This is a genomic window from Cellulomonas iranensis NBRC 101100 = JCM 18110 (assembly GCF_001552375.1).
GTDB lineage: Bacteria > Actinomycetota > Actinomycetes > Actinomycetales > Cellulomonadaceae > Cellulomonas > Cellulomonas iranensis.
Map to the genome: position 1 here is coordinate 1 of NZ_BCRB01000030.1, position 23,223 is coordinate 23,223.

The window sequence follows — 23,223 nt, forward strand, 5'->3', positions numbered from 1 at the left end:
CGCCCGCACGGACGACGACGGGCCGGGACCCCGCGCGGTGCGCGGCGCCCCGGCCCGTCGGGCCGTGCGGGGGTGGGTGGGACCCGTCAGAGGCCGAGCGCCTGCTGGATCGGCCCGAGCGCGAAGTAGACGACGAACGCCGCCGCCGCACCCCACATGAGCGGGTGGACCGTGCGGGCCCGGCCGAGCGCGACCTTGACCACCACGTACGCGATGAAGCCCGCGCCGATGCCCACCGAGATCGAGTAGGTGAAGGGCATGAGGGCGAGCGTGAGGAACGCCGGGATCGCGACCTCGGGCGACTTCCAGTCGAGGTCGGCGACCTGCGACACCATGAGGAACCCGACGACCACGAGGACCGGCGCGGCCGCCTCCGACGGGACCATCGCGACGAGCGGCGACAGGAACGTCGCGAGCAGGAACGCGACACCCGTCACCACCGACGCCAGACCCGTGCGGGCGCCCTCGGCGACGCCCGACGTGGACTCGACGTAGGCGGTGTTCGACGACACCGAGCCCATGCCGCCGGCGACGGCGGCGAGCGAGTCGACCACGAGGATCTGCTTCGACCGCGGCGGGGTGCCCTCGGCGTCGAGCAGCTTCGCCTCCTGGCCGACGGCGACCATCGTGCCCATCGTGTCGAAGAAGTCGGCCAGCAGGATCGAGAAGACCAGGACGACGACCGCGAGGACGCCGATCTTGCCGACGGCGCCCAGCAGCGAGAACTGGCCCAGCAGCGACAGGTCCGGCACCGCGAACGCGGAGTCCGGCAGCGAGGGCACGTTCTGGTGCCACCCGGTGGGGTTGTCGGCACCGGCCGCACCGACCTTCGCCCACGCCTCGACCGCCAGCGCGAGCACCGTGGTCCCGACGACCGCGTACAGCAGGCCGCCGCGCACCTTCTTGACCAGGAGGACGACGGCGGCGACCAGCCCCACCACGAAGACCAGGACCGGCCAGCCGGACAGCGAGCCGCCCGTGCCGAGCTCGAGGGGCGTGCCCTGCCCCTGGTGCACGAAGCCCGCGTTGACGAAGCCGATGAGGGCGATGAACAGGCCGATGCCGACGCCGATCGCGCCCTTGAGGCTGCGCGGCACGGCGCGGAAGACGGCGGTGCGGAAGCCCGTGAGCACGAGGGCGAGGATGACCAGGCCCTCGAGGACGACGACGCCCATCGCGTCCGCCCAGGTCATGCCGGGCAGCTGCGCGATCGTGTACGCGACGACCGCGTTCAGGCCCAGGCCGGCCGCGAGCGCGATCGGGAAGTTGGCGACCAGGCCCATCGTGATGGACAGGACGCCGGCGATCAGCGCCGTGGCGGCCGCGATCATCGCGAGGTTCGGGGAGTCCCCGCCACCGAGGAACTGACCGGTGCTGTCCGGCAGGGTCCCGATGATGAGCGGGTTGAGCACGATGATGTAGCTCATCGTGAAGAAGGTGACGAGACCGCCGCGGATCTCGTTGCCGATGGTCGAGCCGCGCTCGGTGATCTGGAAGAAGCGGTCGATCGCGCCGCGCGGGGCAGCGGGGGCGTCGCCGACCTTCTCCTCGGGGGGAGTAGTGGCCATGGCGCGCAGTGTGGCAGAGCACAGGTCCTCCACACATGGGACGTCCAGGCACTGACCTCCGCGCGCGCCCGCGCGCCGGACGCGCGCCCGCCGCCCGTCGCCCGCAGGACGTGCGTCCAGAAACGCAGCAGGACGCACGTCCACATTCTTGCAGGACGTCCGTCCAGAATTGCAGGACGCTCGTCCAGAAAATGCCGTCAGCGACGCCGCCGGCCACCCCCGCGTGTGAAATGAATGTTGCGCCCAGGGGAACACCACGCTCACGCATGGCTGTGACCTGCGATGACGCCCGAGAGGGTCACCACCGACTCGTGGGGCAATCATCCCACCCATCGCTCTTTGCCCGGTTCCGGTGATAGCGTCCGCATCCAGCATCTGCTTGAACTGGGGGGTAAAGCAGAATGACGTCCACCACGCACGCCCAGCCACTGTTCCTGGCACGTCGACGCGCTCGCACGGCACCGCTGACCTGGTCCGTCACGCTCGCGCAGCGCCTCGCCGTGACGGACGCGCTCGCGCTCGCGCTGGCCGTCGGCGTGGCCTACCTCGTGCGGTTCCCGCTCGACGGCCACGCCTACGTCTCGGGCGAGTTCTCGCCCAGCTACCTGGCGGTCTCGATCTCGCTGTTCACCACGTGGTTCGCCGCGCTCGCCGTGGGCCGCACGCGCGACCGGCGGCTCCTGGGCGGCGGGTCCGCCGAGTTCGCCCGGGTCTTCGAGGTCACGTGGCACCTGTTCGCGGGGGTCGCGATCGTCGCCTACCTCCTGCGCATGGAGATCGGCCGGGGCTATCTCGGCGTCGCGGCACCGCTCGGGCTCGCGCTGCTGCTCGCCGGGCGCGTGTACTGGCGGCACGACCTGCGCCGCCGCCGCGCCGCGGGCGAGGCCCAGGTGCCGATCCTCGTCATCGGGCCCTGGCACAAGGCCGCCAACCTCATCGGGGACTTCCACCGGCACCCCGGCGCGGGCTACCGCGTCGTCGGCGTCTGCCTGCCCGACGGCGCCCGGCCGGAGGTGCGCTCGATCGACGGCGTGCCCGTGCTGGGCACCCACACGCAGGCCGCGTCGCTCGCGGTGCGGCACGGCGTCGCCGCCGTCGCCGTGGCCGGCTCCGACGCGATGGACCGCGAAGCCGTGCGCCAGCTCGGGTGGGACCTCGAGGGCACCGGCGTGGACCTCGCGCTGACCATGGCCCTGACCGACGTCGCCGGGCCACGCGTCCTCATGCAGCCCGTCAACGGCATGCCGCTCATGTACGTCGACGCACCGCAGTTCCGCGGCTCCAAGTACGTGCTCAAGTCGCTGTTCGACTGGTGCGGCGCCGCCGCCGTGACCCTGCTGCTCGCCCCGGTCCTGCTGGTGCTCGCCGTGCTCGTGCGGCTCACCAGCCCCGGTCCGGTGCTCTACGCGCAGGAGCGGATCGGCAAGGACGGCGGCACGTTCCGCATGCTGAAGTTCCGCTCGATGCACGTCGGCGCGCACGACCGCCTCGCCGAGGTGCTCGCCGCCGAGGGCGTGGCCGACGTCGGCGCCTTCTACAAGCCCAAGAACGACCCGCGCGTCACCCCGCTCGGCCGGGTCCTGCGGCGGTACTCGCTCGACGAGCTCCCGCAGCTGTTCAACGTGCTGCGGGGCGAGATGAGCCTCGTGGGGCCGCGGCCGCAGATCGCCGCCGAGGTGGCGACCTACGACCGCGCGGCGCACCGCCGGCTGCTCGTCAAGCCCGGGCTCACCGGTCTGTGGCAGGTCTCGGGACGGTCGAACCTCGACCCCCGCGCGGCCATGCGGCTGGACGTCGCGTACGTCGAGAACTGGACGCTGTTCACCGACGTCGCGATCCTGGCGCGGACCGCGCGCGCGATGGTCGCCGCCGAGGGGGCGCGGTGACCGGCGGGCCGCCGGTCGGGCACGTGCCGACCGCGCGCACCGAGCCCGCCGTGCCGCTCGTGTCCGTCGTCCTGCCCACCTACCAGCGCGCGGACGTGCTGGGGCGCGCGATGCGCAGCGTGCTCGCCCAGACCGTCACCGACCTCGAGCTGCTCGTCGTCGACGACGGCTCGACCGACGGCACCGCGGAGCTCGTCGCCGACATCGCCCGCACCGACCCGCGGGTCCGCTACCTCGTCCAGCCCAACGGCGGGGCGCCACGCGCCCGGAACCGGGGCGTCGCGCACGCGCGCGCCCCCTACACGGCGTTCCAGGACAGCGACGACGAGTGGGAGCCGACGTTCCTCGAGCGGCTGCTGCCCGTCGTCCGGTCACGTCCCGACGTCCTCGCCTTCACGTCGCACGACGTCACGCACCTCGACGGCCGCGTCGTCCGGCTGCCCGCGGCGCACGTCCCCGACATCCGGCGACGCATCCTGCACCGCAACCTCGTCTCCACGCAGACGGTGCTGCTCCCGACCGCGCTGCTGCGCGACGTCGGCGGGTTCGACGTGCACCTGCGCAGCGTGCAGGACTGGGAGCTGTGGCTGCGGCTCCACGGGCGCGTCGAGATCGTGCACGTCGACGAGGTCCTCGTGCACCTGCACCGCCAGGCCGACTCGATCTCGGAGACCGCCGGCTACCGGCGCTCGCTGCGGAGGGTCGTGCGGCGGCACTGGCGGCTGCTCGCGACCGAGCCCGGCGCCCTGCGCCACGCCGTCCGCCGCGCCACGATCGGGTCGCGACCGCTGCCGACGCCCTGGCGGGCGCTCGCTCCCCGCCGTCACGCGGTGGAGGCCCCGTGACGCGGACGCTGTACGTGCCGCTCACCGGCCAGGCGGACAACGTGGGCGACGTCGTGCTGCGACGGCGCCTGGTGCAGGCCGTGGCGCCGCTCGGCCGGCTCGTGGTGCTCGTGGAGCGCGCCGACGACGACTACGTCGCGGGCCTGCGGCTGCCGCCCGGCTCCGTGGTGCACACGTCCTTCCTGCCGTGGGTGCGCGCCGCGACCGCCGGCGCCGCCGGCCGCGGGCCTGCGGCCCTCGTCCTCAACGCGGGCGAGATCGCCTCGAGCCGCAGCCAGGGCCGCCGAGCCGTGCTGACGCTGCCGGCCGTGCTCGCGGGGCGCCTACGCGGCACGCCGACCGTGCGGGCGGGGCTCGGCGCGCGCGACCGGATCGTCCCGTGGGGGCTCGCGCACCAGGCCGTCGTGTCGGCCGCGACCCTCAACGTGTGGCGCGACCACGAGTCGCGACGGCTCTACCACCACGGGTGGGTCGCACCCGACTGGGCGTTCGACGACGCGGACTCGCGTCCCGCCGACGGGCCGCGCCCCGTGCTCGCGCTCGGGTTCCGGGGCGACCGCCCGGCGCCCTCGCCGGCGGCCCTCGGGCACGTCCGCGACTGGGCCGGGTCCCGCGGGCTCCGGCCGGTCGTGGTGTCGCAGGTCGCCTCCGACGTCGAGCGCAACGAGCAGGTCGCGGCCGCGCTGGGGTGCGAGCACGTCGGCGACCGGCACGTCGACCTGGCCGAGCGCGAGCGCGCCGCGCGCGACGTGTACCGGTCGGCCGCCGTCGTCGCGAGCAACCGCGTGCACGCGCTCATCATCGGCTTCACCGAGGGCGCGTCGCCGGCCGGCCTCGTGCCGACGCCCGACGTCAAGATCGGGCGCACGCTCGACGCCGCCGGCCTGCCGCCGTGCGTCCTCGACGCCCCCGCCAGCGGCACGGCCGAGGTGCGCGGGTTCCTCGACGGCGCGCTCACGCACGGCGCCGGCCTCGCGACGGTCCGCGAGCGCGCGGCCGGCTGGGTGCGCGAGATGGAGGACGCGGTCCGGGCCTCCGTCGTCGACGGTCGCGCCACGGGCGGGCGCAGGAGCACCGGGGCGGTCACCGGGGTGGCGGCGTGAGGTGGCAGAGCGCGCGGCTCATCGGCGCGCAGGCGCTCGGGCAGCTGAGCCTCGTCGCCGTGATCCCGGTGCTGACGCGGCACTACGACCCCGGCGTGTTCGGGGCGTACCAGCTTGCGCTCGCCGCTGCGACCCTCGTGCAGCCCGTCGCGACGCTGCGCATCGAGCTCGTGCTGCCGGCGACCCGCGCCGACGACCGCGTCCGCACCCTGCTGCGGCGCGCCGTCGCCTCGACGCTCGCCGTCACGGGCGGATTCGTCGCGGCGTGCACGTACCTCGCGCTCACCGGGCGCGCCGACGCCGCCCTGATGACCGCGATGGCCGCGACGCTCGTGCTCGTCTACGGCTGGGTCAGCATCGACAACGCCCGGCTGATCCGCGCGCAGCAGGTGCAGGCGCTCGCGACCCGCAACCTGGTCGCCGGGCTGCTGTCGGCCGTGCTCCAGGTGGGTGTCGCGCTCGCGGGGCTCCAGGTGGTGTGGCTGGCCGCCGCGGTCGGGATCGGGCGGGGCGTGGCGGTGCTGCTCACGCGACCGCGCCGGGCCGTCGCCGCGCCGCAGCCCGAGGACACGTTCGACCTCCCGTTCGGCGGTGCCCGCGCGGTGCGCACCGTGCTGTCGGGGCTGCTGTCGAGCACGGTCCTGCAGCTGCTCATGCTGGTGTCGGGCGGGTTCCTGGGCGCGGCGGCGGCCGGCTACGTGGGGGCGGCGCAGCGCGTCACGGGAGCGCCCGCCTCGCTCATCGGGCAGGGCGTCGCGCAGGCGGTGCAGGTGCGCTTCTCGCGCGCGCTGCTGACCGGGACGTCGCTGCTCGCCGAGGTGCGCGCCGTCGGGCGGGCCCTCGCGGCGCTCTCGGTCACCGTGGCGGTCGGCCTCGCCCTCGTGGCGCCGCTCGGGTCGGACTGGTTCTTCGGCCCCGGCTGGGAACCGGTCAAGGACGTGCTGCGGCTGCTCGCGCTGCCCGTCGCGCTGCAGCTCCTCGTCGCCCCGCTCAACCCGCTGCTCGTGATGATCGGTGCCGAGCGCGCGCTGCTGCGCGTCCAGGCCGGCCGGCTCGCCCTCAGCGGGGGCGCGAGCGCCGCGGCGGCCGCCGCCACCGGGTCGCTGACGACCGTCGTCGCCGTCTTCGCCGCGACCACGGTCGTCGCGTACCTCGGCAACCTCGCGGTCGTCGTCCACCAGGTGCGCGCGCACGACGCGACGACGCTGCAGCAGACGCCCCCGGCCCCCGCGACCGGGCACGAGACCGTGCCGGCCCTGGGCGCCGTGCACGCCGCCGAGCGGACGGAGGGCACGCGATGAGCGAGCAGACGACGACGGGCACGACCGGGCTCCCGGCCCCCGCCCCGGCCGGCACCGCCGTCCCGCCGCTGGAGGTCGTGGTCGTGACCTACCGGTCGCGCGACCTGGTGGACAGGTGCCTGGGCTCCGCGCTCGCGCACACGCCGCCGGGCACGCGGGTGCACGTGGTCGACAACGGCTCGACCGACGGGACCGTCGAGCACGTCCGCGCGCGCTACCCCGACGTGGCCGTCACGGTGCGTCCCGACAACCCGGGGTTCGCGGTCGCCAACAACCTCGTGCTGCGGTCGGTGCACGCGCCGGTGGTGCTGCTGCTCAACCCCGACTGCGAGCTGCACGCCGGCACGGTCGACCACCTGCTCGCGCGGCTCGCCGCAGAGCCGGACGTGGGCGTGCTGGGGTGCCGCCTGCTGACGGCCGACGGCACGCTCGACCACGCGGCCAAGCGCATGATCCCGTCGCCGCTGGAGGCCGCACGCTACTTCGCCGCGCGGGTCGTGGGGCGGCGCGGCGGGCGGTACACGGCACCGGACCTCGACGAGCACGCGAGCGGTGACGTCGACGCGGTCAACGGCGCGTTCATGCTCGTGCGCACGAGCGCGCTGGCCGAGGTCGGCCTGCTCGACGAGGCCTACTGGATGTACGGCGAGGACCTCGACTGGTGCACGCGGTTCCGCCGTGCGGGGTGGCGCGTCGTGTACGACGGGACCGTCAGCTCGACCCACCTCAAGGGCGGCAGCGCGGGCGTGCGCTCGGTGCGGCTCAACTACCACTTCCACCGCAGCATGGCGCGGTACTACCGCACCCACGGCGGCGCGCCGGTGCCCGTGCGGGCGGCCGTGACCGGTGCCGTGTGGGCGCGGTTCGCGGCCGTCGCGACCGTCGACACCGCCCGGCGGGCGCTCGCGGCGGCCCCCGGGGGACGGCGCGCCGCATGACCGCGACGACGACCGCCCGCACGATCGGCGTCGTGCTGCCCACGCGCGACCGGCTGACGACCCTGCCCGCGGCGCTCGACAGCGTGCGCCACCAGACGCTCCCCGCGGCGCGGGTCGTCGTGGTGGACGACGGCTCGACCGACGGCACGGCCGAGTACCTCGAGGCCTGCCGACGCGAGGACCCGCGCCTGGAGGTGCTGCGCACCGGCGGCGTCGGCGCACCCCGCGCGCGCAACCTCGGCGTCGCCGCGTGCGCGACCGACCTGGTGGCCTTCCAGGACTCGGACGACGTCTGGTCGCCGCGGTTCCTCGAGCGCCTCGCGCCGCACGCCGGCCCGGGCCGCGTCGTCTTCGCGAGCCACCGTCTCACGAGCCTGGACGGCAGCAGCACCGTGGTCCCCGCGGGCGTCGTGCCCCGGCCCGACCGCAGCATGCTGCGCACGAACGTCGCCTCGACGCAGACCGTGCTGGCAGACCGGGAGGCCGTCGCCGCGGTCGGGTTCGACGAGGACCTGCGCCGTTTCCAGGACTGGGACCTGTGGCTGACGCTGCTGGCGCACGGCACGCGGTTCGTCCACGTGCCGGAGGTGCTCGTCGAGGTGCGCCGCCAGCCCGACAGCATCTCGGAGGGCGCGACGACCGTGCGCGCGCACGCGCTGCGCCGGATCATGCGCAAGCACGGGCTGCGCGTCGCGCGCGACCCGTACGCCCTGGCGCGGCTCGCCGCCCGGGGGTGGCTGCGCCCGTGATCACGTCGCTCACGCCGTACCTCACGCTGCTGCTGCTCGTGACGGTCACCGCCCTGACCGGGCTCGCCGTGACCCGCGGGATCGCGGCGGCGCGGCCGGCCGGGCCCGACCGGCCACGCGCCGGCCTGCGTGCCGTGCCGGACCCGTTCGTGCTGGTCGCGTGCGCCGCGCTCGCGCTGTTCTCGGGCCTGCGGTGGTACGTGGGCAGCGACTTCGACCTGTACGCGCGCACCTACCTCACCGAGGTCGACCCGCACGACCTCGCGGCGACGCTCGAGGTGTCCCGGTTCGAGCCGGGCTTCGCGCTGCTGTCGTACGGCCTGCGGCAGGTCAGCGACGACCCCCGCCTGCTGTTCCTCGTCTGCGCGGTCCTGGTGACGGGCCTGACGTACGGCGCCTACCGGCGGCTCAGCCCGGTCCCGCACGCGTCGCTCGTGCTGTGGGTCGCGATGGGCTACTACCTCGGGTCGATGAACCTCGTGCGGCAGAGCCTCGCGGCCGCCGTGCTGCTCTACGCGTTCTCGCTGTGGCGGACCCACCGGGTGGTCGCCGTGGTCGTCGGCGCGGTGGGCATCTCGATCCACAGCTCGAGCCCGCTGTTCGTCGTCGCTGTCGTCGCGGCGTCGCTGCTGCCGTTCGCGTGGCGGACGATGTACGTCGCGCTGGCGGCGTGCCTCGTGGCGGCGTCGGTCATCGTCGCGCTGCCGGTCGTGGCGCAGGCCGCCGCGCTGCTCAACGAGGAGTTCGCGCGTTACCTCAACCAGCGCGGCGGCGGGCTCGGGGTGCTGCTCGCGGCCGGCTACCGCGTCGTCCTGCTGGTCGCGACCCACCGGCTGCTGCGCGGGCGCGAGCTGGACCGTCCCCTGACGACGGCGCTGTGGATGACGACGTTCGGGACGTGCGCGTGGCTGGTGAGCGCGTCGGCCATGTGGACGCTGCGGCTCGACGACTACTTCGGGCTGTTCACGCCCGTGCTGATCCCGCTCGCGGCGCGTGCGGTGCCGGCGGGCGGCGCGCGCACGACGTACCTCGTGGTGACGTCCGCCGCGACGCTCGTCTACTTCACGTTCTACGTCCTCAACTTCTCGGGCCTGGTGCCCTACGCGTGGACGCCGTTCTCCTAGCCCTGGGGGTCTCGTGCACATCGTGGTCGTCGCCAGCGACCTGGCGAACAACTCGCTCGGGCGCGTCTACTGCCTGTGGCTGCTCGCGCGGGATCTGGGCTGGCGCTGCGACGTGGTCGCGACGCGCGGCGAGCACGTGTGGGGGCCGCTGGACGGCACGCCGTTCGCGGCGGACTGCCACCTCGCGACCGACGCCGCGGCCGCTGCGGACCTCGCCGCGGGTGCCGACCTGGTGGTCGCCGCCAAGCCCTTCCCGACGTCGCTCGGCGTCGCGGTGCAGGTCGCCCGACGTCTGGACCGCCCGGTGCTGCTCGACGTCGACGACCCCGACCTGGAGCTCGCGCTCACGAGCGGCTACTCCGTGACGAGCACCGCGAAGCGCGTCGCCCGGGAGCTCCTCAAGGCGCGGTACATGGCGGGCATGCGCCGCATGCGCGTCCTGGCCAGGACCGTGCCGGCGATCGCGAGCAACCCGCACCTGGCGGCGACGTACGGGGCGGACGTGATCCCGCACGTCCGCCCCGTCCCGCCCGCCGACGACTGGGTCGCGCCGCGACCCGACGGCGAGGTCCGCGTCGCGTTCGTCGGGACCGTGCGCGCGCACAAGGGCGTCGCGCAGCTGCGCCGGGCGGTCGCCGGGCTCGCGGGCGAGGGCTTCCGGCTGACGCTCACCGCCCCCGCCCCGCGGCGTCCCGCGCCGTGGGAGCGCTGGGTCGGGGTCACGTCGCTCGACGAGGGCCGCCGCCTCGTGGCGGACTCGGACGTGGTGGTGATCCCCAGCGTCCGCACCGTGTACTCGGAGGGACAGCTGCCGGCCAAGCTCGTCGACGCCATGCTCGCGGGGCGGGCCGTGGTCGCGTCCGACGTGCCGCCCGTGCGGTGGGCGCTCGGCGGCACGGGCGTGCTGGTGCCGCCCGGTGACCTCGCGGCGCTCACGACCGGTCTGCGCGCGTTGCGCGACCCGCAGCTGCGCGTCGACCTCGGGCTGGCCGCGCGCGAGCGCGCCCGCCAGGAGTTCACCACGGCCGGCGTGGCCGACAGGTTCGCCGACGTGTGCACGCGCGCCACGCAGGCGTCGCCCGCTCGCACGGCGCGCTGACCGCTCCACCGCCCCGTCGCCCGCCGTCCTGTCTACCGGTCCCGCTCGTCCAGCACCGGGGCCCGCGGTCCGCCCGCCCACGCGCGCCGCCCCGGCGGGCGGCGCGGCGCGTCACCGCCTGCGCGCGTGGTGGGGTCGGACCTCACGCTGCTCGGCCTCGGCCCCGGCGTCCACGGTCAGCACCGGCTCCCAGGGCACCGCGACTCCCCCGGCCGGGTCCGGCGTCGTCGCCGGACCCGGCGCCCCGGACGACGGCGCAGGCGCCTCCCCCTGCGCACCACCTGCACCGTCGGTCGCCTGACGCCCGGGCCACCTGCTGCCCACGCCCCCGGAGCGCCGCCCTGCGCGCCCGCGGTCCGTGACGGGCTCGGGCGCCCCGTAGCGGTAGTACCGGTACGACGACTCGCCCTGCCGGCGGGGCTCGCGGTTGACGACGACACCCAGCACGTGGGCGTCGACCTTCGACAGCGCACCCATCGACTCCGCGAGCTGCCCGCGGGTCACCACCCCGGCGCCGACGAGCACGATCGCGCCGCCAGCGGACCGGCTCAGCACCGCCGCGTCCGTGACGGGGAGCAGCGGTGGGGCGTCGAGCAGCACGACGTCGTACTGCGAGACCAGGCGCGCCAGCAGCGCGGTCATCGCCTTCGACCCGAGCAGCTCGCTCGGGTTCGGGGGGATCTGACCCGCCGGGAGCACGTCGAGGAACCCGTTGCCGAACGGCTGGACGACGTCCTCCAGCGTGGCGCGGCCGATGAGGACGGTCGTCAGCCCGACCTCTCCCTCGATTCCCAGGTAACGCGCGACCGACGGTCGGCGCAGGTCCGCGTCGACGAGCGCGACGCGCGTTCCCGCGTCCGCGAGCGCGATCGCGAGATTGATGGTGGTCGTGGATTTCCCCTCGCCGGGCAGCGAGGACGTCACGACGATCGAGCTGGGCCGGTCGGCGACGTCCAGGAACTGCACGTTGGTCCGCAGGCGGCGAAATGCCTCGGCGCGCGGGCTGTGCGGGTCGGACTGCACGATGAGCGGTCTCGAGGCGGCGTCCTCGTCGTAGACGATCACCCCGATGACCGCGCTGTCGGTGACCTGGGCAACGCCGGCCTCGTCCCGGATGCGCGTGTCGAGGACCTCGCGCACGAGCGCCCCCGCGACCCCCACGACCAGACCGCCCACGAGCCCCAGCAGCAGGACCAGCCGGGTGTTCGGCGCCGACGGTGCCGACGGCGCGGCGGCGTCCCGGACGATCGTCAGCTTGACCGTGGACGCCCCGCCCCCGTCGGGCCGCTCGATGTCCACGACGACCGTGCGGAACTGCTCGGAGATCGCGTTGGCCAGCGCGGCCGCCACGGCCGGCGACTCGTCGCTCACGCGGATGTTGATGAGCGACGAGTTCAGCGGGGAGTCGACCTCGACCCGCTGCGCGAGGTCGTCGGCGCGCATGTCCAGCGCGAGGTCGTCGATCACGGGCCCGAGGACGGTGGGGGTCGTGACGAGCTTGGTGTAGGACGCGACCTGCTGACGCGTGAAGCTCGACCCCTGCAGCAGGTCGGCCGTCGTGCTCGCGGCCGGCACCGACACGTACAGCTGCGTCGCGGCGGTGTACACCGGCGTGGTGAGCACGTTGACGCCGAGGGCGGCGAGCAGGCCCACCGCGACGGCCAGCGCGACCACCACCCACCGCTTGCGGAGGACGGACACGTAGTCACGCAGGTCCATGTGCTGCTCCCTGGGGTCGTCGGGCACGCCGGGCCGCAGGGACGTTGCCTGCGGACGGTCGCGCGGGCGGTGGCACGGCGGCCACGGGAGGTGCCTCCCGTGACCGTCGACCACCGCCCGCGCGGTGTCCTGCGGTCAGCTCTGGTGGGACTGACGGCGCTGCCGCGCGTACACGGCCGCGCCGGCACCCGCGGCGAGCAGCGCGCCCGCCCCGAGCGCGATCGGCAGCGGGTCCGAGCCGGTCTGGCTCAGCCAGCCCCGGCTCGACGACCCGCCCGTGCCCGCCGCAGATCCCGCGCCCCCTGCCGCGGGGCCGGGGACCACGAACGTCTGCGTGGACAGCGCCTCGCCCGAGACGCCGTCGGTGATGATCGCCGTGTAGGTGCCCGGCTGGCTCAGCGTCACCGTGAACGAGACGGCGCCGGAGGCGCTGGTCGTCTTGGTGAGCGCCTTGGTGCCGGCGATCGTGATCGCGGAGTCGGGGATCGACGCCGGGTTGGTGGTGATGGTGATGATCACCGGGGTGTTGGCGGGGCCCTGGACCGTGATGGTGAAGGGCTGGCCGACGGTCGGGGTCGTGGTCGACGCCGTCCCGGTGTTGCTGTAGTCCGCGGCGCCGTACCCGAAGGCAGCGCTGGGAAGCAGCGCGAGCGCGGCGGCCGTGAGGGTCACGGCAGCGGTGCGACGGATCTTCATGGAATTGCCCCCCTGGTGCGACGACATGGGCGGGTCCGGGGTCGATTTCCTCACCCCGGACCGCGGTGTCGAGACGAGGCTAACCGCGATCCGCGCACTTGGAAACAGATGACACATGATCGAAACCCGACGCGGTCGGGGTGCCCCTCAGAAGCACCTCGCCGGACTGTTCTGGACCACTGACCAAATTGGCCGTCAATGTGAACGACTGACCAGGAGAGAATGTCCAGGTGAGAGCGGCCACGGCGAGTCCGTCGTGCGCCTGCGCGTGCACCTCAACTGGTCGACCGTCCACCATGATGTCCTCCAGAAAAGCCCCCTCGGGAAGATAGAGCAGGACGTTCGTCCGGAAGTCGCCGGGAGGCACGACGCCGTCCAGACCGAGCACGTACGGCGGCAGCGACGCCACGTCGGCGGGGGGCGCGTAGCGGTACGTCGCCGTCAGCGCGATGCGCTGCGCGTCCCCGTCGACGCACGCGGTCGACGCGACCTGCGCGTCGACGTCGAGGTAGTAGCCGAGCTTCGCCTGCGTGCCGTCGTTGAGGTACAGGCCCACCACGGGGCTGTCCCCCGCGCGGCCGCGCAGCTCGCCCGCCAGCACCGTGCCCGCGAGGTGCGCCTGCAGGTCGGCGTCCGCCGACCACACGAGCAGCCGACCCCGCCGCGCCGCCTCCGCGAGCGCGTCGACGACGCCCGCCGGCTCGCCCTGCCCGCTGCTCACCGCCGAGAACACCGCCGACGCCGCGTCGGCGAAGTACGCGTCCTGCCGTGCGGGCTCCGGGAAGCGCAGGTAGACGTCGTTGAGGAGGACCCCCACGGCGTCGTCGGCGCCCAGCGTGGAGCCGTCGGCCAGGGTCACGGGCCCGGTCGCGCGCAGGACCAGCGCGAGGGCGACCGGGTCGACCGACAGCACGCCGTCGACCTGCGTGCCCGTGGCCCGTGCCCACAGCCCGCGCGCGAGCTGCGCGGACCGCGGGAAGTCCGGCGTGAAGTTGACGTCACGCATGTCGGTCACGAGCAGGGGGCCGAAGAGGTCCTGCTCGGCCAGGCTGAGCTCCGCGTCGGGGTCGTCCAGGCCCGTGAGCTCGTTGCCGCTGCGCTGCTCGACGACCTCGAGGCGCCCGTCCTCGGCCCGCAGCAGCAGCACCGCCCCGGAGATGCCGCCCGTCGCGCGCGGCTCGGCGTTGTTCTGCACGAGGACCAGGTACTGCCGGGGGCCGTCGCCGCCGAGCATGGGCGGCAGCAGCGCGGCCGCGCGCGCCGCCGTCCCGGTGTCCGCGGCCACGCGCGCGAGCTGGTCGCGCAGCGCGCCCACCGGCTCCGCGACGGGCGCGACCACGGCACCCGTGTCGACCTGCTCCAAGCGGTCGAGCGTGGCCCGCACGGCGACGTCGGCCGCCGCGACCTGCGACGCGACGTCCGCGAGCGGTGCCACGTCGACGCGCCCGTCGACGGGCCGCAGGGCCGCCGGGTCGACCAGGGCCGTCGCCTCCACCAGCGGCGGCAGCGCGTGCTGCGCGAGCTCGTCCACCGCCTCGGTGACGGCCTGCACGGCCCGGACGTTCGGCCCCGCCCACGGCACGGCGCCCGCCACCGACCACAGCGGCCCCGTGGTGCGGCGGTGCGCGGCCGCGGCGTGCTCCCGCAGGGCCGGCAGCGTCGCACGCGCGCCCTCGACGTCGCCGGCGACCACCTGGTCCTGCAGGCGCGCGACCGCGTCGCGCGCCGTCTCGAGGTCGCTGCGCGCGCGGACCGCGTCCCACGCGAGCCACGCCACCGCGACGACGACCAGCACGAGGAGCCCCGCGACGGCGAGCAGGACCGCGCGCCGGCGCGTGCCCCGGCGGCGGCGTCGTGCGGGCCGCGCGCCCGCCGGACGTCGACGCGCCGAGCGCGGGTCCTGCGCCGTGCGCGGCCGCGGGACCGCCTGGCCCGACCACTGCGAACCCCAACCCGGGTGCGTCACACCCAGCCCCCTTCGCCCCCTGCGCGCCGGAGGGGTGTCGCCGACGCGTCGTCGGCGATGCTAACCGTACGAACCGGGCGCTGTCCGCGTCCGGTGCGACCGACGTCCGCCCGCACGGGCCGTCCGGCATGATGGGGCCGCATGACGACGCCTCCCGACCCCGCGCTCGTGGTGGCGGTCTGCACGGGCAACATCTGCCGGTCCCCCGCGGTCGAGCGGCTGCTCGCGGCCCGGCTCGCGGGGACGGACGTCGTGGTCGCGTCGGCGGGGACGCACGCCGTCGTGGGGCACCCCGTCTCCGCGCCGATGGTGCCCCTGCTGACGGGCGCGGGCGCCGACGTCGACGGGTTCGCGGCGCGGCAGCTCGACGCCGGTCTCGTCGCCCGCGCGGACCTCGTGCTGGCCCTGACGCGCGGCCACCGGTCGGCCGTCGTGCAGCTCGCGCCGGCCGCCGTACGCCGCACGTTCACCCTGCTCGAGCTGGCCCGGCTGCTGCCCCACGTGGACCCGGCGGCGCTGCGCGACGCGGGCGCGACGCCCGGTGAGCGGCTGCGCGCCCTGCCGGCGCTGGCGGCGGCCGCACGCCCCGCGGCGGGCGCGGGCGTCGACGACGTCGAGGACCCGATCGGCCGCGGCGACGCCGTGTACCGCGCGTCGTTCGCGTCGCTGGCCCCGGCCGTGGACGCGCTGGCGACGGCGCTGCTGCGCTGACGACCGCGCCGCCGGGCCGGGCCCCCGGCATCCCGGACTACGATCGGGGCGTGCCCCCCCTCGTCGACACCCTGATGCACCCGCGGCGCACGCCGCCGCCGCCGATCGACGTCGACCTCGCGCGGGTGATGGGGACGGGGACGGCCCTGTGGGGTGCCGCGCTCGTGGTGATGGGCGTGCTGTGGCTGCTCGACGTCGCGCCGCTGCGCTGGTTCGCGGTGTGCGCCTCGGGTGTCGTGCTGGGGCTCGTCGGCATCCTGTGGGCGCGTCGCAACGGGCGGCTGTCGCCCGACGGCACGGGCGCGATGATCGCCCCCGCGCCGCACCGCGACGCCGCCTGAGGCCCCACGCGGCGTGCGCCCGGGTGCGTCAGCCGACGAACACCTGCGCGCACAGCCAGCCCCGGCCGCCCGGCACGCAGCCGACGCCGACATGCGCGTACGACGCCCGCAGGATGTTCTCGCGGTGCCCCGGCGAGCCCATCCAGCCGGCCATGGCGGCCTGCGCGGACGGGTAGCCGAGCGACAGGTTCTCCCCGACGGTGCCCGCACGGCAGGCGTCGAGGACGGGGCCGAGCGGGTCGTGCTCGAACCGCCCCTCCGCGACCAGGACGCCGGCGCGCGCGACCGCCTGCTCGGTGGCGCACGCGGAGACCCCGAGCGGCGCGAGCCCGGCCTCGGCGCGACGCTCGTTGGTCAGCGTGACGACGTCGGCGGCCATCGCGGCGCCCGGGTCGTCGGCGGAGGCCACGGCGGCCGCCGGTTGCGGCTCGGGCTCGGCAGCGGGCCCGGGTGCGGGTGCGGCGGCCCCGTCCCCGCCGGACGCGGCCCCGTCCACCCCGGGTGCGGCCGGGCCGGACCCGTCGGGAGCGGGGTCCGGCGCAACCTCGGCACCGTCGGACGACGTCGGGTCGCTCTGCGGCGCGGCCGGCTCCGCCTCATCGGTGCGCTCGGCGCTGCGCGACGCGGCGTCCTGACGGTCGGCGGGCCCGTCGGGGGCGAGCGCGGACGTGGCGGGCCCGGTCGGCGCCGACGCGCCGGGCGCGGTGGCCAGGACGATCGCGGACGCCACGGCGACGACCGCGAGGCCGCCCGTCAGCGCGCCTGCGGGCCCGCGCCGACGGCGGCGGTCGTGCCAGCGGCGGAGGTCACGTCGTCGGGCGTCGGGCACAGCCGGATGTTACCTGATCGTGACCTTTGGTGGTAGTTCGTCCGGATCCCGCGGCACCGCGTCCGCGCACGTCCGCACGGGTCAGCCCAGCACCACGTCGAGCGCCGCGGACCCGTCGTCCGGGTCCCCCAGCAGGTGCTCGAGCGCGCCGCGCGCACCCCACCGGCCGGCCGCCCACGCGAGCCCCGCCGCGAGCCCCGCGACGTGCACGGCGTGCACGTCGCCGTCGTCGTCCACCCACCAGTCGACCGCGTCGCCGCCGACCAGCAGGTCGTCGTGCCGCCACCAGCGCACCGGCGCACCGGGCAGCAGCGCGAGCACGGCGTCCGGCACGTCCTCGGGCTCGCCGTCGTCCGCGACGTCGGCGTCGAGCTCGTCGGCGGCGAGCGGCAGGTCCAGCAGGTCCGCGACCGCACCGGCGCCCGGGCGCACGCCGTCCGGCCCCGACGGCGGGACGGGCACCACCGGCACCGCGTCGGACGCGCGCTGCCACCAGCGCGGGTCGTCGGCCACGACCGCGTCCTCGACCACCTCCGCGACGCCCGGCGCCGTGAGCGCGACGACGGCACCCGGCGCCTCGCCCGGCCCCGCGCCCGTCGCCCACGCACGCCACAGCCCGGCGGCGACCTCGAGCGGCACGACGGTGCCCGGCGGACCGAGCCGCTCGAGCAGCGCCGACCACCCGACGGCCGGGACCTCGGCGAGCGAGGCGACGCCGCCCAGCGCGCGCAGCACACCCGCGTCCAGGCCGTCCAGCACGGCCGGTGCGGGCGGCACGAGCGCCGCCGGCAGGCCGTGCGCCCCCGGCAGGGCGAACACCGCAGGCAGCGGCAGCCCCGCCCGCGTGCGCAGCCACCACGCCGTGTACGAGTCGGCGCTCGCGCCCGAGCCCTCGCCACGCACCGGCGTCACGAGCGCGACCCGCAGCGCCGGCGTACGCGCGACGTGCGCGAGCAGCGCGTCCCAGCGGTCGTCGGCCACGGCGTCCAGGTCGGCGACCGCCGCGACGTCGCCGCACGCCGCCCCCGGCCCCAGCACCGCCGCGAGCCGCAGCACGTACGCGTCCCAGCCGTCCAACGAGGCGGCCGCGAGCGCGCCCGGGTCGTCCGCGTCCTCGTCGGGCGCGACGCCCGCGACGACGTCCGGCACGGTCGTCACGGCGAGGTCGTCGCGCACCCCGACGGCCGTCAGCACCTCGCGCGACCAGCGGTCGAGGGCCTCGACGGCCACCGGGGCGAGCACGCGGTCGTCCAGCAGGTCCGCGGCGCGTCCACCGGGCAGCACGAGCCCGTGCGCGGGCGCCGCGGCACCGTCCGCGGCCGTGAGCGTCAGCAGCCCGAGCCAGGCCGCCGCGTCGTCCGGCACCGTCCCGGCTGCCGCGACGACGTCGAGCACGGCGGCCGTGACCTGCGCCGCGTGGTCCAGGTCGTCGTCGTCGGCCTGCCCCAGCACCGCCGCGCGCAGCACCGGGTGACGCAGCAGCGCGTGCGCGTCGACGCGCTCGGCACCCAGCCGCAGCAGCAGCGGACGCGCGACCCGCGGGTCCGCCGCGCGCAGCCCCCAGTCGCCCAGGGCGTCGAGCGTCGCGAGCGGCAGCGCGGCGACGTCCGCGTCCAGCACGACGACGCCCCGCGGCCCGCGGACCACGCGGCCGTCGACCAGGGGCACGGGCAGCGCCGCGAGGCCCTCCCGGGCCGCGGCGTCGTGCGCCACCGCGTCGAGCGCGTCGTACAGGGCCGCCCAGTCGACCGCGGCGCCCGTGGGCAGCTCGTCGACCACCTCGGCGAGGGTGCGCTCCTCGACCCCCAGCGCACGGGCCGCCGCGGCCGCCGCCGGGCCGGGCGGCAGGCGGACCAGCCCCGCGACCAGCAGCCCCAGCGCCGCGACCGCCGGCCCGTCCGGCAGGTCCCGCACCGTCGTCGCGCGCATCGGCGCGACCAGCGGGTCGTCGGGGTCCGCCGGCACCAGCAGCGGCGTGCGCGCCAACGCGGCGAGCACCCGTCGGCGCAGCGCCGCGTCGAGCGCACCCGACGCCAGCCCCGTTGGCACCAGGCCCGTCGGGTCGGCGCCGGACGCCGCGACCCGGCCGGCCAGGTCGGCGTACGCGGCGGCGGCGTGGTCGAGCAGCGCGTCCGTGAGGGCGCCGGCCGTGACGTGCCGCCGCGACGGGTCGAGCGGCAGGGTCGCGACCAGCAGCGCCGGCAGCGAGCACGGCTCGTCGGTCGGCGTCGGCGCGTGCACGACCCCCGGCAGGGAGGCACCCGCGCGCGGCAGCGCCCACGTGACGCGCCACGTGCGGGCGGACCGCTCCTCGACGGGCCGGTCGGCGACCAGCGCGAGCGGCAGCTCGCCCTCCGCGGTGAGGACGTCCCAGCGGCGCTCGACGTCCGCGAGCCGGCGCGGCGCGGCGTCCTCGACCTCGACGACGACCTCGACGAGCCCCGGCAGCGCGAGCAGCAGGACGTCGTCGACCGCCGCCAGCAGCGCACGGACCTCGTCGTGCGCGACCTCGTCGCGCAGCGTCAGGACGACCGCCGTGTCGTAGCCCGCGGGCGGGCGCCCCTCGGTCGGCCACGGCAGGCGCAGCGCCGGCAGCGAGCCGTCGCGCCGGCGGACCTCGTCGGCCAGCTCGCCACGACCCTCGGCGGCCTCGTGCGCGGCGACCCGCTCGAGCTCGACGCGCGTGTCGGCCAGCGCGAACCGGACCGCGCCCGTCGTCGAGCAGACCACCACCTCGTCGGCGACCGCGCGCACGGCCGCGAACCCGACGCCGAACCGCCCGACCTCGCGCGTGCTGGTGCCGCGCTTGGCCGACGCACGCAGCGACGCGAGCGACGCGACCCCGGGGGCGTCGAGCGGCGCGCCCGTGTTCGCGGCCACCAGCACGGGGCTGCCGTCGTCGCCGTGCGCGAGGCGCAGCAGCAGCCGGCCCGGCGTCCCGGCGCGCGTCGCGGCGTCGGCCGCGTTCTGCGCGAGCTCGACCACGACCCGGTCGCGGTAGTACGCGCGGGCGTGGTCCTCCTCGCCGTTGGCGTCCTCGCGCAGCCGCGCGGGCGACGCCCGCCACGCCTCCAGCACCGCGCCGCGCAGCGCGGCCGTGCCGAAGACGTCGGCGGTCACGGCCCGTCGGGGGTGCGCTCGGCGTCGTCCGACGGACCGTCCGCGGCCTGCTCGGACGCGGGTTCCTCGGCCTGCGGCTCCGGGGCGGGCTCGCCGGCCGCCGGCACCTCGGTCGTCGTCACCTCGGCCGCCGGCACCTCAGCCGCCGGCACCTCAGCCGCCGGCACCTCAGCCGCCGGCACCTCGGTCGTCGTCACCTCGGCCGTCGGTGCGTCGCTGCTCGGCTCGTCCGCCGGTGCGTCGACGGGCGGCGCCTCGGCGGCCGCGGACGGCTCGACCGCGACGACCTCGACCGCGTTCTCGTCGAGCAGCGGGTCCGGCGCGGGCCACTCGGTCGGCGCGGGGTCGACGTCGGTCTCGGAGTGCGCACCGCACCCGTGGTCGAGGCTCACGACCTTGCCGTCGTCCGGCGACCACTCGTTGGCGCACACGCCGAACAGCGTCCCGAGCGAGCCCTGCAGCGGCACCAGGAACCCGCACGTCATGCACGCGGCGCTCGACGCGACGGCCCCCGGGGCCGTCGGGCCGCGCGACCCGCGGTACCAGCGCTCAGCGGCCTCGTCGCGTCCCTGCGGCGAGAGCACGCGCACGCGCGCCAGCGCGAGCTCGTCGATCGCGACCTCGTCGACCTCGGGGTCGCCCGTGGGCGTGAACCCGGGCTCGAGGCGCGGGTCGTCGGGGCGGAACGGCAGCACGTCCCCGGGGCCGATGTCGCCCGGGCGCAGACGCTCGGACCACGGCACCCACGTGCGCGCGAGGATCGCGTCCTCGCCCGGCAGCAGCTCGGCCTCGCACACGGTCGCGGTGCGGCCGCGCGGCACGCGCGCGACCGTGACGGTCCACGCCCAGCCGCGGTACCCGCGCGCGGTGCACGCGAACCGGTGCGACACGAGCCGCTCGGCCTCGCGCACGGCACCGAGGTACTCGCCGACGTGCTCGGGCTCCTCCGCGATCTCGACCGCGACCTCGCGCGCGAGGTCCACGGCCCGCTCGAGGACGGCGTCCTTGACGGCTGCCACGTCAGGCCTCGAGCTTGTCCGCGACGGCCCGCAGGAGCGTCGCGTACTGGGTCGCGCGCTGCCCCTCCGGGTAGCGGCCGCGTCGCAGGTCGTTGCCGACCTTGTCGAGCACCTTGATGAGGTCCTCGACGACGACGGCCATCTCGTCGGCGGGCGCCCGCTTGGCCTTGACCACGGACGGGACCGGGTCGAGGAACGTCACGGACAGCGCCTGCGGGCCGCGGCGCCCGTCGGCCACGCCGAACTCGACCTTGGTGCCGGGCTTGGGCGCCGTGACGCCTGCGGGCAGCGCGGACGCGTGCAGGAAGACCTCGCCGCCGTCGTCGTCGGCGATGAAGCCGAAGCCACGCTCGGTGTCGAACCACTTGACCTTGCCGGTGGGCACTGCCGCTCCTCTTGCGCCGGGCACGTCCACGGGGCATTCCGAGGACCACCGTCCAGGTTACCGGGCCGTGCACGTCGTTTCGCGTCCGTCCGCCCCGGCGCGCGCCCGCGGCGGCGGCGGTGTGGACTGCTGGGCGTGGACGACGGACGCGCACGGGCCCTGCTGGCGGAGCTGCGCGCCGACGCGCTCGCGCGGCTCGCGGCGCTCGGCGAGGCGCACGGGGACGTCGTCGACGCCGCGCGCGGCGCGAACGTCGACGACGAGCACGACCCCGAGGGCGCGACGATCGCGTTCGAGCGCGCACAGCTCGAGGCGCTCGCCGCCGACGCCCGGCGCCGGCTCGAGGAGGTCGACGCGGCGCTCGCGCGCGTCGCCGCGGGCACGTACGGGACGTGCGCCGTGGGCGGCGAGCCGATCGACGACGCACGCCTGACCGCCCGCCCGACCGCCACGACGTGCGTCGCGCACGCGTGAGGCGTCAGCCCTCCGCGAGCCGGTCCAGCGCGAGCGCGGCCAGCACCGCGGGGCCGGTCACGAGCGCCTCGTCGGCGAACCGGGCGCGCGGCGAGTGGTTGTAGGCCGCGGCCGCGGGGTCCTCGCCGGGCGGCGTGGCGCCGACGAACACGAACGCGCCCGGCACCTCCTGCAGCACGTAGGAGAAGTCCTCGGCGCCCGGCACCGGGTCGCGCGCGTCCACCCAGCCGGCCTCCCCCATCATCTGCCGGGTGAGGCGGCGCGCGCGGTCGACCTCGGGAGCGTGGTTCACGGTCACCGGGTAGCCGCGCCGGTAGTCGACCGTCGCCGTCATGCCGTGCGCCGCGGCGACGTGCTCGACGACCCGCGCGAGCCGCTCCGGCACCGCCGCGTGGGTGGCCTCGCTGAACGTGCGGACGGTCGCGTCGAGGTGGGCGTCGTCCGGGATGACGTTGTCCTTCGTCCCCGCGGCGATCCGCCCGACCGTCACCACCACCGGGTCGAAGACGTCGAACTGCCGGGTCACCATCGCCTGCAGCGCCAGCACGACCTCGGCCGCGACGGGCACCGGGTCGGCCGCCAGGTAGGGCTTGGAGCCGTGGCCGCCGCGGCCGTGCACCGTGACCCGCACCGTGTCGGACGCGGCCATGAACGTGCCCGGCCGGCACGCGACGACGCCCGTGGGGATGCCCGCGGACATGACGTGCACGCCGTACGCGGCGACCGCGCGCTCGCCCGACGCGTCGAGCACGCCCTCCTCGATCATGAGGCGCGCGCCGTGGTGTCCCTCCTCGCCCGGCTGGAACATCAGCACGACCGACCCCGCGATCTCGTCGCGCCGCGCCGCCAGCAGCCGCGCCGCGGCGACCAGGCCCGCGACGTGCAGGTCGTGCCCGCACGCGTGCATGACGCCCGCGTGCTGCGACGTGAAGTCCTCGCCCGTGTCCTCCGTGACGGGCAGGCCGTCCATGTCGCCGCGCAGCAGCACCGTCGGACCGGGACGCGCGCCGCGCAGCACGGCCGTCACCGAGCTCAGCGACCGCCCCGTCGTCACCTCGAGGTCGAGGTCCGCGAGCGCGTCGAGCACGAGGCGCTGCGTCGCGGGCAGGTCGAGCCCCGTCTCGGGCACGCGGTGCAGCGCGTGGCGCAGCGCGGCGGTGCGCGGCAGCTCCCGGGTCGCGTCGTCACGGAGGGCCGTCAGGGTCCGGTCGTCGAGCGCCATGCGGTCACCCTGCCACAGCGCGGCGCGGCCGCGTCCCGCGGGACGGAGGGCGTGCGGTGGCAAACGTTGCGTTGGGTACCGTGAAGGTCCGGCGAAGACGATGTGCCGACGTGTGAAGACAGCTGAAG

The 23,223-nt window shown here is 76.3% G+C and carries 20 protein-coding genes; 11 read left to right on the forward strand and 9 right to left on the reverse strand.

The annotated features are described in order from the left end of the window. Positions 1-86: 86 nt before the first annotated feature. Positions 87-1,568 carry an NCS2 family permease gene (locus CS2_RS08405; RefSeq protein WP_046530171.1) on the reverse strand — a complete coding sequence of 494 codons (1,482 nt, stop codon included), beginning with the start codon at positions 1,566-1,568 and terminating at the stop codon, positions 87-89. A gap of 401 nt (positions 1,569-1,969) precedes the next feature. Between CS2_RS08405 and CS2_RS08410 the strand changes: the two genes are divergently transcribed. From CS2_RS08410 to CS2_RS08445, 8 genes are read left to right on the forward strand one after another with little or no spacing between them, the layout of a single operon-like run. Further along, positions 1,970-3,454, forward strand: coding sequence for a sugar transferase (locus CS2_RS08410; protein ID WP_070319629.1), 1,485 nt, complete (start codon positions 1,970-1,972; stop codon positions 3,452-3,454). Next, entirely contained in the window at positions 3,451-4,299 is an 849-nt protein-coding gene (locus CS2_RS08415) for a glycosyltransferase family 2 protein (protein ID WP_070319630.1), read from the forward strand. The genes CS2_RS08410 and CS2_RS08415 overlap by 4 nt, the downstream gene beginning before the upstream one ends. Further along, positions 4,296-5,402, forward strand: a complete 1,107-nt coding sequence (locus CS2_RS18810) for a hypothetical protein (protein ID WP_070319631.1) — start codon at positions 4,296-4,298, stop codon at positions 5,400-5,402. Before CS2_RS08415 ends, CS2_RS18810 begins: the two co-directional genes overlap by 4 nt. Next, the gene (locus CS2_RS08425) at positions 5,399-6,703 is read left to right on the forward strand and encodes a lipopolysaccharide biosynthesis protein (protein WP_070319632.1); all 1,305 of its coding nucleotides are present in this window, start codon (positions 5,399-5,401) and stop codon (positions 6,701-6,703) included. The genes CS2_RS18810 and CS2_RS08425 overlap by 4 nt, the downstream gene beginning before the upstream one ends. After that, positions 6,700-7,641, forward strand: coding sequence for a glycosyltransferase family 2 protein (locus CS2_RS08430; RefSeq protein WP_070319633.1), 942 nt, complete (start codon positions 6,700-6,702; stop codon positions 7,639-7,641). The genes CS2_RS08425 and CS2_RS08430 overlap by 4 nt, the downstream gene beginning before the upstream one ends. Further along, a complete protein-coding gene (locus CS2_RS08435; protein ID WP_070319634.1) occupies positions 7,638-8,390 on the forward strand; it encodes a glycosyltransferase family 2 protein in 753 nt (250 codons plus the stop codon). The genes CS2_RS08430 and CS2_RS08435 overlap by 4 nt, the downstream gene beginning before the upstream one ends. Next, complete coding sequence (locus CS2_RS08440) at positions 8,387-9,514, forward strand: EpsG family protein (protein ID WP_163276197.1); 1,128 nt, start codon at positions 8,387-8,389, stop codon at positions 9,512-9,514. The genes CS2_RS08435 and CS2_RS08440 overlap by 4 nt, the downstream gene beginning before the upstream one ends. Positions 9,515-9,536: 22 nt before the next feature. After that, positions 9,537-10,613, forward strand: a complete 1,077-nt coding sequence (locus CS2_RS08445) for a glycosyltransferase (RefSeq protein ID WP_134851982.1) — start codon at positions 9,537-9,539, stop codon at positions 10,611-10,613. A 111-nt stretch (positions 10,614-10,724) separates the two neighbouring features. On the opposite strand, the gene CS2_RS08450 is transcribed toward CS2_RS08445, so the two are convergent. The 3 genes from CS2_RS08450 to CS2_RS08460 form a co-directional block, all read right to left on the reverse strand. Beyond that, entirely contained in the window at positions 10,725-12,332 is a 1,608-nt protein-coding gene (locus tag CS2_RS08450) for a tyrosine-protein kinase domain-containing protein (RefSeq protein WP_082739988.1), read from the reverse strand. A gap of 135 nt (positions 12,333-12,467) precedes the next feature. Further along, entirely contained in the window at positions 12,468-13,028 is a 561-nt protein-coding gene (locus CS2_RS08455) for a hypothetical protein (protein ID WP_070319637.1), read from the reverse strand. A 79-nt stretch (positions 13,029-13,107) separates the two neighbouring features. Beyond that, the gene (locus tag CS2_RS08460) at positions 13,108-14,994 is read right to left on the reverse strand and encodes a DUF4012 domain-containing protein (RefSeq protein ID WP_070319638.1); all 1,887 of its coding nucleotides are present in this window, start codon (positions 14,992-14,994) and stop codon (positions 13,108-13,110) included. 141 nt (positions 14,995-15,135) lie between these two features. Between CS2_RS08460 and CS2_RS08465 the strand changes: the two genes are divergently transcribed. Then, positions 15,136-15,705: an arsenate reductase/protein-tyrosine-phosphatase family protein gene (locus CS2_RS08465; protein WP_070319639.1), complete on the forward strand. Its 570-nt coding sequence runs from the start codon at positions 15,136-15,138 to the stop codon at positions 15,703-15,705. Positions 15,706-15,755: 50 nt separating this feature from the next. Continuing rightward, positions 15,756-16,046, forward strand: a complete 291-nt coding sequence (locus CS2_RS08470; RefSeq protein WP_082739990.1) for a DUF2530 domain-containing protein — start codon at positions 15,756-15,758, stop codon at positions 16,044-16,046. Positions 16,047-16,074: 28 nt separating this feature from the next. Here CS2_RS08470 and CS2_RS08475 read toward each other — a convergent pair whose 3' ends face one another. The 4 genes from CS2_RS08475 to CS2_RS08490 form a co-directional block, all read right to left on the reverse strand. After that, on the reverse strand, positions 16,075-16,875 hold the full coding sequence (locus tag CS2_RS08475; protein WP_070319640.1) for a CAP domain-containing protein: 801 nt from the start codon (positions 16,873-16,875) through the stop codon (positions 16,075-16,077). An 81-nt stretch (positions 16,876-16,956) separates the two neighbouring features. Further along, complete coding sequence (locus CS2_RS08480) at positions 16,957-19,995, reverse strand: sacsin N-terminal ATP-binding-like domain-containing protein (protein ID WP_070319641.1); 3,039 nt, start codon at positions 19,993-19,995, stop codon at positions 16,957-16,959. Then, positions 19,992-21,014: a DUF3027 domain-containing protein gene (locus CS2_RS08485; protein WP_070319642.1), complete on the reverse strand. Its 1,023-nt coding sequence runs from the start codon at positions 21,012-21,014 to the stop codon at positions 19,992-19,994. The genes CS2_RS08480 and CS2_RS08485 overlap by 4 nt, the downstream gene beginning before the upstream one ends. 1 nt (position 21,015) lies before the next feature. Continuing rightward, positions 21,016-21,399, reverse strand: a complete 384-nt coding sequence (locus CS2_RS08490) for a cold-shock protein (RefSeq protein ID WP_046530162.1) — start codon at positions 21,397-21,399, stop codon at positions 21,016-21,018. 135 nt (positions 21,400-21,534) lie between these two features. Here CS2_RS08490 and CS2_RS08495 point away from each other — a divergent pair, with 135 nt between their 5' ends. Beyond that, on the forward strand, positions 21,535-21,873 hold the full coding sequence (locus CS2_RS08495) for a TraR/DksA family transcriptional regulator (protein ID WP_052748462.1): 339 nt from the start codon (positions 21,535-21,537) through the stop codon (positions 21,871-21,873). A gap of 4 nt (positions 21,874-21,877) precedes the next feature. Here CS2_RS08495 and CS2_RS08500 read toward each other — a convergent pair whose 3' ends face one another. Continuing rightward, positions 21,878-23,095 carry a M20 metallopeptidase family protein gene (locus tag CS2_RS08500; protein ID WP_082739993.1) on the reverse strand — a complete coding sequence of 406 codons (1,218 nt, stop codon included), beginning with the start codon at positions 23,093-23,095 and terminating at the stop codon, positions 21,878-21,880. Between the last annotated feature and the right edge of the window lie 128 nt (positions 23,096-23,223).

What these genes read in the sequence shown, in the direction of transcription:
- CS2_RS08405 (WP_046530171.1), bottom strand. Translation starts at nt 1,568, where the DNA reads ATGGCCACTACTCCCCCCGAGGAGAAGGTCGGCGACGCCCCCGCTGCC.
- CS2_RS08410 (WP_070319629.1), top strand. Translation starts at nt 1,970, where the DNA reads ATGACGTCCACCACGCACGCCCAGCCACTGTTCCTGGCACGTCGACGC.
- CS2_RS08430 (WP_070319633.1), top strand. Translation starts at nt 6,700, where the DNA reads ATGAGCGAGCAGACGACGACGGGCACGACCGGGCTCCCGGCCCCCGCC.
- CS2_RS08435 (WP_070319634.1), top strand. Translation starts at nt 7,638, where the DNA reads ATGACCGCGACGACGACCGCCCGCACGATCGGCGTCGTGCTGCCCACG.
- CS2_RS08450 (WP_082739988.1), bottom strand. Translation starts at nt 12,332, where the DNA reads ATGGACCTGCGTGACTACGTGTCCGTCCTCCGCAAGCGGTGGGTGGTG.
- CS2_RS08455 (WP_070319637.1), bottom strand. Translation starts at nt 13,028, where the DNA reads ATGAAGATCCGTCGCACCGCTGCCGTGACCCTCACGGCCGCCGCGCTC.
- CS2_RS08465 (WP_070319639.1), top strand. Translation starts at nt 15,136, where the DNA reads ATGACGACGCCTCCCGACCCCGCGCTCGTGGTGGCGGTCTGCACGGGC.
- CS2_RS08500 (WP_082739993.1), bottom strand. Translation starts at nt 23,095, where the DNA reads ATGGCGCTCGACGACCGGACCCTGACGGCCCTCCGTGACGACGCGACC.